The organism is Duganella vulcania (assembly GCF_009857655.1).
Classification (GTDB): Bacteria; Pseudomonadota; Gammaproteobacteria; order Burkholderiales; family Burkholderiaceae_D; genus Rugamonas; species Rugamonas vulcania.
The window spans coordinates 35,676-51,168 of the sequence record NZ_WWCX01000006.1 but is presented as its reverse complement, the minus strand read 5'-3'; the positions used below and the strand labels follow the sequence as shown (position 1 = coordinate 51,168).

At 65.7% G+C, this 15,493-nt stretch carries 13 protein-coding genes; 8 read left to right on the top strand and 5 right to left on the bottom strand.

What is annotated here, in order from left to right; all coding sequences use genetic code 11:
• The first annotated feature begins 4 nt into the window (after window positions 1-4).
• The 3 genes from GTP90_RS06885 to GTP90_RS06875 all read left to right on the top strand — a co-directional run bounded on the left by GTP90_RS06885 (window position 5) and on the right by GTP90_RS06875 (window position 3,970).
• The gene (locus GTP90_RS06885; RefSeq protein ID WP_161082799.1) at window positions 5-1,963 is read left to right on the top strand and encodes an acyl CoA:acetate/3-ketoacid CoA transferase; all 1,959 of its coding nucleotides are present in this window, start codon (window positions 5-7) and stop codon (window positions 1,961-1,963) included.
• A 67-nt stretch (window positions 1,964-2,030) separates the two neighbouring features.
• On the top strand, window positions 2,031-2,807 hold the full coding sequence (locus tag GTP90_RS06880; RefSeq protein ID WP_161082798.1) for a DeoR/GlpR family DNA-binding transcription regulator: 777 nt from the start codon (window positions 2,031-2,033) through the stop codon (window positions 2,805-2,807).
• A 14-nt stretch (window positions 2,808-2,821) separates the two neighbouring features.
• Window positions 2,822-3,970 (top strand): MFS transporter, encoded by a 1,149-nt coding sequence (locus GTP90_RS06875; RefSeq protein ID WP_161082797.1) that lies wholly within the window; start codon window positions 2,822-2,824, stop codon window positions 3,968-3,970.
• Here the strand turns inward: GTP90_RS06875 and GTP90_RS06870 are convergent.
• The 5 genes from GTP90_RS06870 to GTP90_RS06850 form a co-directional block, all read right to left on the bottom strand.
• The gene (locus GTP90_RS06870) at window positions 3,967-4,776 is read right to left on the bottom strand and encodes an ABC transporter permease (RefSeq protein ID WP_175048000.1); all 810 of its coding nucleotides are present in this window, start codon (window positions 4,774-4,776) and stop codon (window positions 3,967-3,969) included. The genes GTP90_RS06875 and GTP90_RS06870 overlap by 4 nt on opposite strands.
• Window positions 4,773-5,405: an ABC transporter ATP-binding protein gene (locus tag GTP90_RS06865; RefSeq protein WP_161082796.1), complete on the bottom strand. Its 633-nt coding sequence runs from the start codon at window positions 5,403-5,405 to the stop codon at window positions 4,773-4,775. The genes GTP90_RS06870 and GTP90_RS06865 overlap by 4 nt, the downstream gene beginning before the upstream one ends.
• A 4-nt stretch (window positions 5,406-5,409) precedes the next feature.
• Complete coding sequence (gene moeA, locus GTP90_RS06860) at window positions 5,410-7,296, bottom strand: molybdopterin molybdotransferase MoeA (RefSeq protein ID WP_308937298.1); 1,887 nt, start codon at window positions 7,294-7,296, stop codon at window positions 5,410-5,412.
• 7 nt (window positions 7,297-7,303) lie between these two features.
• Window positions 7,304-8,413 (bottom strand): GTP 3',8-cyclase MoaA, encoded by a 1,110-nt coding sequence (gene moaA, locus GTP90_RS06855; protein WP_161082794.1) that lies wholly within the window; start codon window positions 8,411-8,413, stop codon window positions 7,304-7,306.
• Window positions 8,414-8,596: 183 nt separating this feature from the next.
• Window positions 8,597-11,665 (bottom strand): Rne/Rng family ribonuclease, encoded by a 3,069-nt coding sequence (locus GTP90_RS06850; RefSeq protein ID WP_161082793.1) that lies wholly within the window; start codon window positions 11,663-11,665, stop codon window positions 8,597-8,599.
• Between the two features lie 173 nt (window positions 11,666-11,838).
• Here GTP90_RS06850 and GTP90_RS06845 point away from each other — a divergent pair, with 173 nt between their 5' ends.
• The 5 genes from GTP90_RS06845 (at window position 11,839) to GTP90_RS06825 (ending at window position 15,465) form a co-directional block, all read left to right on the top strand.
• Window positions 11,839-12,219 (top strand): hypothetical protein, encoded by a 381-nt coding sequence (locus GTP90_RS06845; RefSeq protein ID WP_161082792.1) that lies wholly within the window; start codon window positions 11,839-11,841, stop codon window positions 12,217-12,219.
• 142 nt (window positions 12,220-12,361) lie between these two features.
• Window positions 12,362-13,345, top strand: a complete 984-nt coding sequence (locus tag GTP90_RS06840) for an RluA family pseudouridine synthase (protein ID WP_161082791.1) — start codon at window positions 12,362-12,364, stop codon at window positions 13,343-13,345.
• A gap of 49 nt (window positions 13,346-13,394) precedes the next feature.
• On the top strand, window positions 13,395-14,054 hold the full coding sequence (locus GTP90_RS06835; RefSeq protein ID WP_161082790.1) for an HAD-IIIA family hydrolase: 660 nt from the start codon (window positions 13,395-13,397) through the stop codon (window positions 14,052-14,054).
• On the top strand, window positions 14,054-14,425 hold the full coding sequence (locus GTP90_RS06830) for a Rieske (2Fe-2S) protein (RefSeq protein ID WP_117011662.1): 372 nt from the start codon (window positions 14,054-14,056) through the stop codon (window positions 14,423-14,425). Before GTP90_RS06835 ends, GTP90_RS06830 begins: the two co-directional genes overlap by 1 nt.
• 20 nt (window positions 14,426-14,445) lie before the next feature.
• On the top strand, window positions 14,446-15,465 hold the full coding sequence (locus GTP90_RS06825; protein WP_161082789.1) for a S49 family peptidase: 1,020 nt from the start codon (window positions 14,446-14,448) through the stop codon (window positions 15,463-15,465).
• Window positions 15,466-15,493 lie beyond the last annotated feature (28 nt).

The following is a 15,493-nucleotide window of genomic DNA, read 5'->3' as shown; positions in this document are numbered from 1 at the left end:
CGCCATGCATGGTCGCACTCTCGATTTTTCCACGATCGGCAAACCAGCCGTCCAGCGTAACAAGATCGTCAGCGCGGCCGATGCGGTCGGCCTGATACGCGACGGCGACACCATCGCCACCGGCGGCTTTGTCGGCGTCGGCTTCGCGGAGAACATCGCGGTGGCGCTGGAGCGGCGCTTCCTGTCGGCCGACAGCGGCGGCCATCCGCGCGACCTGACGCTGGTCTATGCCGCCGGCCAGGGCGACGGCAAGGAACGCGGCCTGAATCACTTCGGCCACGAGGGACTGCTCAAGCGCGTGGTCGGCGGTCACTGGAGCCTGGTGCCCAAGCTGCAGCAGCTGGCCATGAGCGGCAAGATCGAAGCCTACAACCTGCCGCAAGGCGTGATCAGTCAATTGTTCCGCGACACGGCCGCCGGCAAGCCCGGCCTGCTCACGCACGTGGGCCTGGGCACCTTTGTCGATCCGCGCCACGGCGGCGGCAAGATCAACGCCCGCACCACCGAGGAGCTGGTGGAGCTGCTCACGCTGGGCGGCAAGGAATACCTGTTTTACAAATCGCAGCCGGTGCACGTGGGGATCATCCGCGGCACAACGGCGGACGCCGTCGGCAACATCACCATGGAACGCGAGGCGCTGACATTGGAGGCGCTGGCGATCGCCATGGCCGCGCATAATTCGGGCGGCATCGTCATCGTGCAGGTCGAGCGCATCGCGGAGCGCGGCACGCTGCATCCGCGCCAGGTGAAGATCCCCGGCATCCTGGTCGACTGCGTGGTGGTGGCGGAAAAGCTCGAGTACCACATGCAGACTTTTGCGGAGCTGTACAACCCCGCCTATTCGGGTGAGTTGCGCGTGCCCTTGTCGGCGGTGGCGCCGATGCCTTTGACGGAGCGGAAGATCATCGCCCGCCGCGCGTTGATGGAGCTGCGGCCTAACAATGTGGTCAACCTCGGCATCGGCATGCCGGAAGGCGTGGCGGCGGTGGCGGCGGAGGAGAAGCTGCTCGACCTGGTGACGCTGACGGCGGAACCGGGTGTGATCGGCGGCATGCCGGCCGGCGGCTTGAACTTCGGCGCGGCCACCAACGCCGACGCGGTCATCGACCAGCCCTACCAGTTCGACTTCTACGACGGCGGCGGGCTGGATGTGGCGGTGCTCGGGCTGGCGCAGGCCGACCGCCACGGCAATCTGAACGTCAGCAAATTCGGCAGCAAGCTGGCCGGCGCGGGAGGCTTCATCAACATCAGCCAGAACGCGCGCAAGGTGGTTTTCGTCGGCACCTTCACGGCGGACAAGGGCGCCACGCGCAAGTTCGTCGACGAGGTGGAGCACCGCACCTACAGCGGCGAGTATGCGGCGCGGCGCGGGCAGGAGGCGTTGTTCATCACCGAGCGCTGCGTGATGCGGCTGGTGCTGGACGGCGGCATGTCGGCGCTGGAGCTGATCGAGATCGCGCCAGGCGTCGACGTGGAGCGGGACATCCTGGCGCACATGGATTTCAAGCCGGCCATCAGCGCGCAGCTGAAGGTGATGGACGCGCGCATCTTCGCGCCACTGCCGATGAACTGGCGCACCGATTTCCTCGCGCTGCCGCTGGAGCAGCGGCTGGTGTACGACGCGCAGCAGGAACTCTTCTTCGTCAACTTCGAAGGCTTCGAAGTGAGCGACACCGAGACCATCGCCGAGATTTGCGCGCTGGTGGCGGAGCGCCTGGCGCCGCTGGGCCGCAAGGTGCCGGCGGTGATCAACTACGACAACTTCTCGATCACGCCGGAGCTGATGGACCAATACGTGGAATCGGTGAACCAGCTGGCGGAGCGCTACTACAGCAAGGTGACGCGCTACGCGCACAGCACCTTCATGCGCGCCAGTCTGGGGCGCGCTTTCCGCCGCATCGAGAAGGACGCGGCGCTGTTCGCCAACTCCGCCGAGGCGCTGCTGCGTTTGCAGGAACCTTGAGTGCGCATTTATACTTGTTTATGCGTGTTTGTTTACATTTGGCGCGCCCACATGTACACTTTTACGCATGAAACGTGAAAACCTACTGCTGCAAGAGCGCCACGACTTGATATTGAAGCAATTGGAGGCTGACGGCCGCGTGATTGCTTCCGTGCTGGCGCTGGACCTGAACGTCACCGAAGACACGATACGGCGCGACCTGCGCGACCTGGCCGCCGCCGGCTTGTGCCAGAAAGTGTATGGCGGCGCGGTGCGCATCGCCGCCGCGCCGGAAAGCGGCACGCTGACCCAGCGTCTTGGCCGCGAGCAGTCCGGCAAATCGCGCCTGGCCACGGCCGCCGCCACGCTGGTGAAGCCGGGCAGCGTGATTTTCCTCGATGCCGGCTCCAGCAACCTGGCCATCACCGACGCCTTGCCGAACGCGCCGCTGACGGTGCTGACCAACGCGCCTTCAATCGCTGCGCGGCTGCTGGACAAGCCGCACGTGGAACTGATCATGATCGGTGGGCGCATCAAGCAGGGCCTGGGCGGCAGCGTGGGCGCGACCGCGCTGCGCGAGGTGGAGCTGCTGCGGCCGGACCTGTATTTCGTCGGCGCATGCGGCGTCGATCTGCAGGCTGGCATTACCGCCGTTGATTTTGAAGAGGCCGAATTCAAGCGCCGCCTGGCTGCGCACACCAAGGCCACCGCCGTCGTCGCCACCGCCGCGAAACTGGGCGCGGTCGCGTCCTTCCTGGTGCTGCCGATCGCCCAGTTGACGCATCTGGTGGTCGAGCAGGATACCGACGCGCGATTGATGGATGCCTATTCCGCAGCCGGCGCCCGCCTGCTGCGCGCCCAATAATGAGAGCCGCCCCGATGACCACTGGATTACAACGACGTGTTTCAACCCGCCTGGCCTTCCTGGCCGCCGGCATGGCGATGTCCGCCTGGGCGCCGCTGGTGCCGTTCGCGCAGGCGCGCACCGGTGTGGAGCCTGGCCAGCTTGGCCTGCTGCTGCTTTGCCTGGGCATAGGTTCGCTGCTGGCGATGCCGGTGACCGGCGTGATGGCCGCGCGCTTCGGCTGCCGCCGCATCGTCCTGGCCTCCGGCTTCGGATGCTGTCTGGTGTTCCCTTTCCTGGCCATCGCGCCGGCCGCGTGGTCGCTGGCGTTGGCGCTGTTCCTGTTCGGCGCGGCGATCGGCACGCTGGATGTGGCGATGAATATCCAGGCCGTGATCGTCGAGAAGGAATACGGCGGCGCGCTGATGTCGGGCTTTCATGGATTGTTCAGCGTGGGCGGCATCGTCGGTGCAGGCGGCATGACGCTGATGCTGTGGGCGGGGCTGGACCTGGTCGCCGCGTCGCTGGTGCTGGCGGCTATCGTCGCGCTGGTGGTGGCCTTCGCCGGCCCGCACCTGTTGCGCGATCCGGTGCCGTCGGAGCGTGACGCCCCCTTGTTTGTCGTTCCGCGCGGCGCGGTGATATTGATCGGCGCCTTATGCTCGCTGGTGTTCCTGGCCGAGGGCGCGGTGCTGGACTGGAGCGCCGTCTTCTTGACAAGCGGCGGCGGCTTCACGGCGGGACAGGGCGGCCTCGGTTACGCGGCCTTCGCGGTGGCGATGACGGTGGGGCGGCTCAATGGCGATAAGCTGGTGCATCGCTGGGGCGGCGGGCGCTTGCTGCTGCTGGGCGGCTTGTGCGCCGCGCTGGGATTCCTGAGCGTGGTGCTGGCGCCCTCGCCGTGGTTCGCGCTGGCCGGCTTCGCGCTGATCGGCACCGGCGCGTCGAACATCGTGCCGGTGTTGTTCAGCGCAGCGGGCAACCAGAAGGACATGCCGGCCAGCCTGGCGATCAGCGCCATCACCACCATCGGCTATGCGGGCATACTGGCCGGGCCGGGATTGATAGGATTCGTGGCGCACGCATTCGGATTGCAGCTGGCGTTCGCGGGACTCGCCTGCGGCATGCTGCTGGTGGCGGCCAGCGCGGGCATGGGTGTGGCTTCTTCGCGCAGCTCCGGCTAACGGCTGCTCAAACGTTCCAGGCGCAGGCGATGGCGCTCGTCGGTGACGCTGCGAGCAGCCAGGTAGACCGCCAGCGTGACCGATATGCCGCTGCCACCGGCCAGCAGGAACATCAACAGGATCTGGTAGCGCACCGCGTCCATCGGGTCCATGCCGGCGAGGATCTGGCCGGTCATGATGCCGGGCAGCGTGATGATGCCGGCGGCCGACATCTGGTTGATCAGCGGGATCAGTCCCTTGCGCACCGATTCGCGTATCAGCGGCGCCAGCGCCTCGTTGCGGGTGGCGCCCAGCACCAGTTGCGCCTCGATCGCGTTGCGCGAGTTGACTACGCCGCCGTAGAAGGTGTCCAGTCCCAGGCTGGCGGAATTGAGCACGTTGCCCAGCACGATGCCGATCAGCGGGACCGCGTACTGCGGCTCGTACCACGGCGTGGGATGCAGCACCGTCAGCAGCGCCAGCACCACGGTGGCGATACTGGACAGGCCGACGCTGGCGGTGGACAGCCACACGCCGGGCCAGCCGCGCAAGCCGTGCGCGGGGCGCATCGCCACTTCGCGCGCGGCGGCCATGATCATCAGCAGCGCCACGGCCAGTGTGGCGGCGGGGGAGGCCAGCGCGAACACCCAGCGCAGCACCAGCCCGACCAGCAGCAGCTGCACCACCATGCGGGTGGCGGACCACAGCATCTTGCGTTGCATGCGCAAGCCCAAATACGCCGAGATGCCGGCATTGAGCAGCACCAGCGACGAGGCGATCGCCAGGTCGACGGCGCCCGGCTGGATCGGCGTCATGCCGCTGCTCATGGTGTGGCTCCGTTGTCGGTGAGGCGGCGGTCGCGCATCGTCATGGCGCGGTGGCCCAGCGTTTGCGCCTGCGATTCGGAGTGCGTGACCAGCACGATGGACAGGCCCGCGGCGAGTTCCTTTTGCAGCAGCTGTTCGGTGGCGGCGACGGCGGCCGGGTCCAGCGCGGCGGTGGGTTCATCGAGCAGCAGCACCTGCGGCTTGCAGGCCAGCGAACGTATCAACGCCATGCGCTGGCGCTCGCCGGTGGAGAGGCGGCCGATGTCGCTCTCCAGCAGCGCCGGCGACAGGTTCAGTTGCGGCAGCAGCTCGCGCACGCGCTCCATCTGTTCGGGCTTGAAATGCTGGCCGGCGGTCGGCAGCCACCATGCCGCTTCGGCCGGCTGGTAGACCACGGCGGCGCGCCATGCGGGGGCGCTCATGCCGGCGCGCGGCTGGCCGTTCAGCAGCGCCTCGCCGGTGTTGGGATCGAGGTCGCACAGCATCCGCAGCAGCAGGCTTTTGCCGGCGCCCGACGGGCCGGAGATGGTCAGGCACTGGCCAGCTTCGAGATCGAAGGAGAACGGGCCGGCCAGCGGCGACTGCAGGTTGCGGATGCGCAGGCGGGGCGTGCCACTCGTCTGGAGCATCGGCTCAGACCAAGCCGTCGAACAGCAGCACGTCGACCATCTCGCCTGCGGCGACGCTGGCTTGCGCCTCGCGCAGCACGACGATGCAGTTCGCCTCGGTCATCGAGCGCAGGATGCCGGAGCCTTGCGCGCCGGTGAGGCGCACTTGCGGTTCCCCGCTTGCGCCGGCGCTGATGATGCCGCGCTGGTACTCGGTGCGGCCAGGGCGCTTGCGGATCGCTTCGGTGCAGCGGGCCTGCATCATGGGCAGCGTCGATTGCGCGCCCATCATGCGCAGCAGCGCGGGACGAGCGAACATGTAGAACGACACCATCACCGCCACCGGATTGCCGGGCAGGCCAAACAGCCATGCGCTGCCTGCCTCCGTTCGGATCTGGCCGAAGGCGAGCGGGCGGCCAGGACGCATCGCCAGCTTCCAGAAGGCGACGTCGCCGATGCGGGCGAGGATGTCGCGCGTGTAGTCGGCCGCGCCTTCGGAGACGCCGCCGGAGGTGATGATGGCGTCGGCCTGCGCGCTTGCTTCACGCAGTGCGGCTTCCAATGCGGCCGGGTCGTCGCGCACGATGCCCATGTCGATGATTTCGCAGCCGAGCCGTGTCAGCATGCCGAACAGGGTGTAGCGGTTGCTGTCGTAGACGCAGCCTTCATCGAGGCTGTCGCCCAGCGAACGCAGTTCGTCGCCGGTGGAGAAGAAGGCCACGCGCAGCTTGCGTTGCACGGCGACTTCGCCGATGCCGAGCGAGGCGACCAGGCCCAGGTCGGCCGGGCGCAGGATTTTGCCCTTGGCCAGCGCGACGCCGCCGGCTTTCAGGTCTTCGCCGGCGAAGCGGCGGTTGGCGCCCGGGCGGATGGCGCCGTGCGCGATGGTGACGGTGTCGGCGCCGATGTGCGCGGCCAGTTCCTGCGGCAGCACGCTGTCGCAGCCGGGCGGGATGGCGGCGCCGGTCATGATGCGGATGCATTCGCCGGCCTGCGGCGTCTGCGTGCATGGGCGGCCGGCGTAGGCGATGCCGATCACCTTGAACGTGACCTCGGGCGCGCCGGCCGCGGGCAGGTCGGCGCCGCGCAGTGCGTAGCCGTCCATCGCGGAGTTGTCGTAGGCCGGCACGTTGATCGGCGAGACGATGTCCTCGGCCAGCACGCGGTCGAGGGCGGCGCGCAGGGGCAGCGTTTCGGTGGCGGCGACGGGCGTCATGCGCTCGCAGATGATGCGCTGCGCTTCGGCCACCGGCATCGCGTCGGCTGCGGGCTCGCCCGCTGGGGCGGCGGGTGCTGGCGCCGGCGCGCGCTCGTGCTGCTGCAGTTCGGCCAGCGTGTTGATGTTGCGGAAGGCGTCGGCGTCGTCGAACATCACTTCGGCCACGCGCAGCGATTTGTACCAGCTCTCCATGCGGCGCGCGCCGGTGGCCAGGTAGGCGTCCAGCTGCGGCAGCAGGCTGGCCTTGAGCAGCGCGAACACCGGATGCAACTGGGGCTGCGGCTCGCCGCCGTCTTCGGATTCCATGGTCACGGCCAGCGCGACGTCGGCGTCCTGTTCCAGCATGGCCGCGTGCAGGCGTTCTGCCAGGTCGGGCGGCAGGAAGGGCGAGTCGCAGGGCGCCGTCAGCAGCAGTTCGGTGGGGCAGTACTGCAGGCCGATTTGCAGGCCGGCCAGCGGGCCTTCGAAGCCGTCCAGGTAGTCCGGCAGCACAGGCGCTTCGCCCGCCACTGCCTGGTACTGCGGCAGGTTGCGGTTGGCGTTGATGACGATGCCGGCGGCTTGCGGCGCCAGGCGGCGCATCACGTGTTCGACCAGCGTCGTGCCGCGGAACGGCTGCAGGCCCTTGTCGACGCGGCCCATGCGCGTGCCGCGGCCGCCCGCCAGTATCAGTCCTGTGACTTTGCTCTTCAAAGACAAACTACCCTCCGATGTAAGACATTTCCACCTTGTTGGCGCTGCGCTGCAGGCCGTCGGTATTGTTGGTGCGCAGTTCCGAATAACGGTCGCCGCGCGCGCGCCACAGGTGCGCCAGCACGGTGCTGATTTCCTCGTCGCTGCGGCCGTCGCGCAGCAGGGCGCGCAGATCGTGGCCGCTGCTGGCGAACAGGCAGGTGTACAGCTTGCCCTCGGTCGACAGGCGCGCGCGGCTGCAGTCGCTGCAGAAGGCCTGGGTGACGCTGGATATCAGGCCGATCTCGCCGCCGCCGTCGGCGTAGCGCCAGCGCGCGGCGGTTTCGCCGGTGTAGTTGGCGTCCAGTGGCGTCAACGGCATCTCGGCGTGGATGCGGCGCACGACTTCGGACGATGGTATCACCTCGTCCATTTTCCAGCCATTGGAGGCGCCCACGTCCATGTACTCGATGAAGCGCAGGATGTAGGGCGTGTGCCTGAAATGGCGGGCCATCGGCAGGATTTCCTGGTCGTTCATGCCGGCCTTGACCACCATGTTGATCTTGATCGGGCCCAAACCCACTTGATGTGCCGCATCGATCCCGCGCAGCACGTCGTCGACCGAGAAGTCGACGTCGTTCATGCGCTGGAAGGTGGCGTTGTCGAGCGCGTCGAGCGAGACGGTGATGCGCTGCAGGCCGGCGTCCTTGAGCGATTGCGCCTTGCGCGCCAGCAGCGAGGCGTTGGTGGTCAGCGTCAGGTCGAGCGGCTTGCCGTGGATGGTCTTGAGCTCGGCCAGCATGGCGATCAGCCGCTCCAGGTTCTTGCGCAGCAGCGGCTCGCCGCCGGTCAGGCGGATTTTCTCGACGCCGTGGGCGATGAAGTTTTTCGCCAGGCGGGTGATTTCCTCGAAGGTCAGCAGCGAGGCGTGGGGCAGGTATTGGTAGTCGTTGTCGAACACCGCCTTGGGCATGCAGTAGACGCAGCGGAAATTGCAGCGGTCGGTGACGGAGATGCGCAGGTCGTGCAGCGGACGCGCCAGCTGGTCGCTCAGCAGGCCGGTCGGCGCTTCCAGGATCGCGGGGATGGCGGGCGGCGCGGGGCGCTGGCTAGCCATCATGATAATTTTCTCTGCCATGGCTCTACAATCTTGCGGTTTTTGAAATGCGGGGCAACAGTTGGACAACTACAAGAAGCTACGATAGCACGACGCCGCCAACTCGGTGGGGCGGCGCTCCATTAAAAAAGCCCCGCCGGCCTGGACGCGCTCAAGAGCGCGCCCGTGCCGGCGGGGCTTTTCAGGTGTTGCGGTCCGCTGCGATTAGCGGCGGGTGTCCACCTGGACCAGCGGTTCGTCATTTTGCGGCGGCAGCGGCTTGCGTTCGCGTGGAACGCGGACCGGCGCGACTGCTTTCGCGGCTGCTTCCTGGGCGGCGCGCAGCTTGGCTGGATCGGTGGCTGCCAGCGTCAGGCCGGCGGAGCCGAGCACAGCTTGCAGGTCGATCGGGGCCGATGGCGCTACCGGTGCCGGCGCTGGGGCAGGTGCCGGCGCTGCGGCGACCGGTTCGGCTACCACCGGTGCGGCAACTGGAGCTGCGGCAGGCGCTGCAACGGGGGCGGCAACGGCTGGCGCTGCAACCGGGGCTGGCGTTGGTGCAACAGGCTCTGCTACGGCCGGCGCGGCTTCCACCACGACAGGGGCGGCAACTTCAGCCACCACGGCCGGGGCTTCCACGGCGGCTGGCGCTGCCACTGCGGCCGGGGCCTCCACCACGGCGGCTGCTGGTTCGGCGACGACCGGTGCGGCTTCCACCACAGGTGCCGCGACGGCGACTGGCGCCTCCGCCACTGGCGTTGCGACGGCTGCGACTGGCTCGGCGGCCGGTGCCTCGATGGCGGCCGGCGCTTCGGCGGTCACTGGCGTGGTGGCGGCTGGCGCTTCCACTGCTGGTGCTGCGGCTGCTTCGACCACGGCTGCCGGGGCTGCCGCTACTTCGGCTGCTGCTGGTGCGCTGAAGCTCAGGGCGATCTGCTCGCCTTGTTCGCCGGCTTCACCTGCGGCCGATTCCTGGCCTTCCGCGCCTTCGACACCTTCGGCGCCGTCACGGTCGCGGCGATTGCGGTTGCGGCCGCCACGACGACGACGACGACGCGGCTCTTCACCGTCCACCGCTGCTTCGTTTTCCTCGCCTTCCGGGCCGGTGCTCGGCGCGGTTTTCAGGATGCTGGTGGCCGCTTCGGTCACCGGGCCGGTCGACGGCACGCCGACGTTCAGCGCCAATTCCTCAACCTTGGCTTCGACCGGGGCCTTGTCCGCGCGTGGTTCGCGTGGAGGACGCGGCGTGCGTTCGGCGCGCTCAGGACGCTCGGCACGTTCAGCGCGTTCGCGTGGCGCCTGGCCTTCGGCCGCCTGGTTTTCACGCGGTTCGCGTGGCTCGCGCGGTGGACGCGGTGGGCGTGGCGGACGGCCGTTGGCGTCCGCTGCCTTCGCTTCGTCCGCTGCCGGACGGGCTGCGCCTGGTTCGCGCTCTTCGCGCTCGCCGCGGCCTGGGCCCTTGCCGTTACGGTTGCGGCCGCGCGGACCACGTGGGTTGCGCTCGCCACGGTCGCCGGACGGCGCCTTGACCACGATGGTCGGCTGCTGCGGCAGGGCGGCCGGCGCCGGTTTCGGGCTCAGGAAGCTGAACAGCTTGGCGAAGAAACCTTGCTCGGCTGGCGCTGGGACCGGGGCCGGCGCTGGCTTGATGACGGTTTCGGTCGGCTTGCGCTCGACCAGCGGTGCTGGCTGGTCCGGGGTGATGGTCTTGACCATGGCTTCCTGGCGCGGCTTGGCTTCTTCCTTCTGGCGCTTGCTGTAGGCCATGTCGGTTTCGGCTTGCTCGGCCAGCGAGTAGCTTGCCTGGCTGTCTTCCAGACGCGGATCGTCGTGCTTGATGCGCTCGAGCTTGTAGTGCGGGGTTTCCAGGTGCTTGTTCGGCACCAGGATGATGCTGATGCGGTGGCGGGTCTCGATCTTGAGCACTTCGCCGCGCTTTTCGTTCAGCAGGAAGGCTGCCACGTCCACGGGAACCTGCACGTGGATGGTGGCCGAGTTTTCCTTCATCGCCTCTTCCTGGATGATACGCAGGACTTGCAGGGCCGACGATTCGGTGTCGCGGATGTGGCCGGTGCCGGAGCAGCGCGGGCAGGTCACGTGCGAGCCTTCGGACAGCGATGGACGCAGGCGCTGGCGCGACAGTTCCATCAGGCCGAAGCGGGAAATCTTGCCCATCTGGACGCGGGCGCGGTCGTGGTGCAGCGCGTCTTTCAGGCGCTGTTCGACTTCGCGCTGGTTCTTGGCCACTTCCATGTCGATGAAGTCGATCACGATCAGGCCGCCCAGGTCGCGCAGGCGCAGCTGGCGGGCCACTTCTTCGGCCGCTTCGCAGTTGGTGTTGAAGGCGGTGGTTTCGATGTCCGAACCGCGGGTGGCGCGGGCCGAGTTGACGTCAACCGAGACCAGCGCTTCGGTGTGGTCGATCACGATGGCGCCGCCCGATGGCAGCGGCACGGTGCGGCTGTAGGCGGTTTCGATCTGGTGTTCGATCTGGAAGCGGGAGAACAGCGGCACGTCGTCGCTGTAGCGCTTGACGCGGTGGACCATGTCCGGCATCACGTGGCTCATGAACTGGTGAGCCTGCTCGTAGATGTCGTCGGTGTCGATCAGGATTTCGCCGATGTCCGGCTGGAAGTAGTCGCGGATGGCGCGGATGACCAGCGACGATTCCTGGTAGATCAGGAAGGCGCCCGAGGCCGACTTGCCGGCGCCTTCGATCGCGCGCCACAGTTGCATCAGGTAGTTCAAGTCCCACTGCAGTTCATCGACGTTGCGGCCGATGCCGGCGGTGCGGGCAATCACCGACATGCCTGGCGGCAAGTCCAGCTTGTCCATGGTTTCGCGCAGTTCCTGGCGCTCTTCACCTTCGACGCGGCGGGAAACACCACCACCGCGCGGGTTGTTCGGCATCAGCACCAGGTAGCGGCCGGCCAGCGAGACGAAGGAGGTCAGGGCGGCGCCCTTGTTGCCGCGCTCTTCCTTTTCCACCTGGACCATGATTTCCTGGCCTTCGCGCAGCGCTTCCTTGACGGAGGCGTTGCGGACATCCACGCCTTCGCGGAAGTAAGTGCGTGCTACTTCCTTGAATGGCAGGAAACCGTGGCGATCTTCGCCGTAGCTGACGAAGCAAGCTTCCAGCGACGGCTCGATGCGGGTGATCACGCCTTTGTAGATGTTGGATTTGCGCTGTTCGCGGCCGGCGGTTTCGATGTCGATATCGATCAGTTTCTGACCGTCGACGATCGCTACGCGCAGTTCTTCTTGCTGCGTAGCATTAAACAACATGCGTTTCATTTTTATAAACTCCGCGACCCGTAGGTCATCTCTGTGCCGCTCGGTTTCTTACGACCGAGGCAGCGAGGTACAGGGATATACGCGAGAATTAATGTGATTGCGGTGGGTATGCCCATCCTGTGCGGCGCAGAGACGCGAACGAAACCGTCCGCATCGCGGCCGCAACTGGGCGCATGAGGTCGATCGACATGCCGAGTGCTCGCATCACCTGCAATTCATCCATGCGGCCCCTGACGGACGGCAGAGAAATGCAGGCGGTGAGCAACGTCGTTGAGAGCCAAATCCTATCCAGGCTTACGTACTACAAGTATTGCAACTTCGGTAACCAGGCTTGTTTCAGCCTTCCGTCGAGCTTGCAGCAAAGCATGGGGTCCGGCGAAAACGGCAAGCGTTATCAACTTCATCAACCGGCCAGCTCGACTCTAGACCAAGCTGGCCGGACTTTATCCTTACAATCCAACCATATTAATTCAGCATCCTTGCCGGCATCCGATTACAACAACGGTGCAACCTTGATTCCAGCACGGGTGGTGCGTATACATTTTTTCCTCTGAATTTGCAATTTGGCGAGGCCAGTGGAGACGCCCCTGTGTAAAATGTGCTTTTATTCTTACACTTGCCGCAGATTGAACCGCAGCGAAACAATTATATATTCAAAATGAAGGACTTAGAGAGATTTCTGGGAAGACAGAGCAAATGAAGATGCAAAATGATGTTGTTCCCCCTTCAACCCCCGTTCCGCTGCAAGCACAATTCGTCACAATTACTGAAGAAGAAGCCGGTCAGCGCATCGATAACTACCTGTTGCGCGTTTGCAAAGGCGTGCCGAAAAGTCACGTCTATCGTATCCTGCGCTCGGGCGAGGTGCGGGTCAACAAGGGGCGTATCGACCAGATGTACCGTTTGGTACAGGGTGATATCGTCCGTATTCCACCGGTCCGCATCGCGGAGAAGGCCGACACCACCCACGTGCCGGCGGCCGAATTCAAGGTGATTTTCGAGGATGCCCACCTGCTGGTGATCGACAAGCCGGCCGGCGTGGCGGTGCACGGCGGTTCCGGCGTGTCCTTCGGCGTGATCGAGCAGTTGCGCGCGTCCCGTCCGGATGCCAAGTTCCTGGAGCTGGTGCACCGGCTGGACCGCGACACCTCGGGTTTGCTGTTGCTCGCGAAGAAGCGCTCGGCGCTGACCAGCCTGCACGAGCAGATGCGTGACGGCCATACCGACAAACGCTACCTGACGATGGTGGCGGGCGACTGGAAAAACGCGCGCCAGCACGTCAAGCTGCCGCTGCACAAGTACACCACCGCCGAGGGCGAACGCCGCGTGGCCGTTCAGGCCGACGGCATGCCGTCGCATACCGTGTTCACGCTGCTGAAGAAATTCAAGGACTTCGCCCTGCTGGAGGCCGAACTGAAGACCGGGCGCACCCACCAGATCCGCGTGCACCTGTCATCTTCCGGCTTCGCCATCGTAGGTGACGACAAGTACGGCGATTTTGCACTGAACCGCGCCTTGCTGAAAGCCGATGCCACGCGCGGCGCGCTCAAGCGCATGTTCCTGCATGCGCATCAGATTACGTTTACCCATCCGGATTCCGGCAAAATCATGACGCTGAACGCGCCTTTAGCCACCGAATGTGAGCGATTCTTGCTAAGCTTGGGGAAACCTCTTAACTAATCGTAAATATTTATTGAAGGAGCCGGCCTGCGCTTGCAGGCCGGAAGACATGGCAAGAAAGCAATTCGACTTAATCGTCTTCGATTGGGATGGAACGTTGATGGATTCAACGTCAACGATCGTCAAGTGCATCCAGGCGGCGGCCAGGGACCTGTCCCTGCCGATCCCGCGCGACGACGTGGCCGCCCATGTGATCGGCCTCGGCCTGCATGAAGCCATGCAGGCGGTGTTGCCGGAGATCGATCCATCCTACTATCCGCGCATGGTGGAGCGTTACCGCTACCATTTCCTGTCGCGCGACCACGAGCTGACGCTGTTCCCCGGCGTGCACGACATGCTGACGGAATTGTCGCAGAACGGCTATTTCCTGGCGGTGGCCACCGGCAAGAGCCGGGTCGGCCTGAACCGTGCCATGAACGACGTCAAACTATTGTCCATGTTTGACGCCACCCGTTGCGCAGACGAAACCTTCTCCAAGCCGCATCCCGCCATGCTGCAGGAGTTGACGCGGGAGTTGGGCCAGGATATGCGCCGTACCGTGATGATTGGCGATACCTCGCACGATCTGTTGATGGCGAACAATGCCGGCGCGTCCGCCATCGCGGTCCAGTATGGCGCGCACCCGGCCGACCAGCTGGCCGCCTGCAATCCGCTGTATTCGGCCGTCACGGTGGCCGAGCTGCACCAATGGCTGAGCGAGAACGCATAATGGCTGACGAGGATATTTTGGTCTGCGCCGCCGATGCGGTGCTGGAGGGCGGCAAGGGCGTGCGCTTCCTGGTGACCGCCGGCGGCGACGACGGCACCGGCTTCGTGGTGCGCTACGGCGGCAAGGTGTACGGCTACCTGAACCGCTGCGCCCACGTGCCGATCGAGCTGGACTGGGCCGAAGGCGAGTTCTTCGAGTCCAGCGGCTTGTACCTGATGTGCTCCACGCACGGCGCGATTTATGCGCCGGAAAGCGGTTTTTGCGCCGGCGGACCGTGCAAGGGCGGCCGTTTGCGCCCGATCAGCGTGGTGGAGCGCGACCAGCAGATTTTCTGGCAACCGGATGACTATGTGCGCCCCGCGCGCGCCTGACCTGTAACAAGACGAGAACTATGAGCGATAACACTAGCGAAAATGGCGGCAACGGCGCTGAAAAACCGGTATCTCCTGTGCCTCCCAAGGCCACCGTCGCGGCTTCCAGCTGGGAGCGCGAAGTGCTGGAAAAGCTGGTGTTCGCCACGCTGAAGGAGCAGAAGGCGGCGCGCCGCTGGGGCATCTTCTTCAAGGCGGTGACGCTGCTGGTGGTGGTGGTCGGGCTGAGCGCCTACCTGGACATCAGCTGGACCGGCACCGAGGAGACCCTTGGCCGCCACACGGCATTGATCGAGATCGACGGCGCGATCGAGTCGGAAGGCAGCGGCGCCGCCTCGGTGGTGATCCCGGCCCTGAACAAGGCGTTTTCCGACAGCGGCTCGGTGGCGGTCGTGATGCATATTAATAGCCCCGGCGGCAGCCCGGTGCAGGCCGGCATGATCGTCGACGAGATGGTGCGCCTGCGCAAGGGCTATCCAACCAAGCCGCTGTACGTGGTGGTGGACGAGATCTGCGCCTCAGGCTGCTACTACATCGCCGCCGGCGCTGACCGCATCTATGTCAACAAGGCCAGCATCATCGGTTCGATCGGCGTGCTGATGGACGGCTTCGGCTTCACCGGCATCATGGAAAAGGTGGGCGTCGAGCGCCGCCTGCTGACCGCCGGCGAAAACAAGGGCTTTATGGACCCGTTCAGCCCTCTGACCGAAAAGCACAAGCAGCACGCGCAAACCATGCTCAACGAAATCCACCAGCAGTTCATCCAGGTGGTGCGCAATGGCCGTGGCAAGCGCCTGAAGGAAACGCCGGACATGTTTTCCGGACTGTTCTGGACCGGCGCCAAGTCCATCGACATGGGCCTGGCCGACGCCTTCGGCACGGTCGACAGCGTGGCGCGCGACGTGGTCAAGGCCGAAGACATCATCGACTATACCCAGCATGAAGGCTTGCCGGAGCGTGTGCTGAAGAAATTCGGCGCGGCGATGGGCGCGGGCGCGGTTAAGTCCGCGGTGGATAACGTCAAGCCCAGCCTGCGTTGATCGGGCAGGGGCGGGCCGGCTGGCGGGC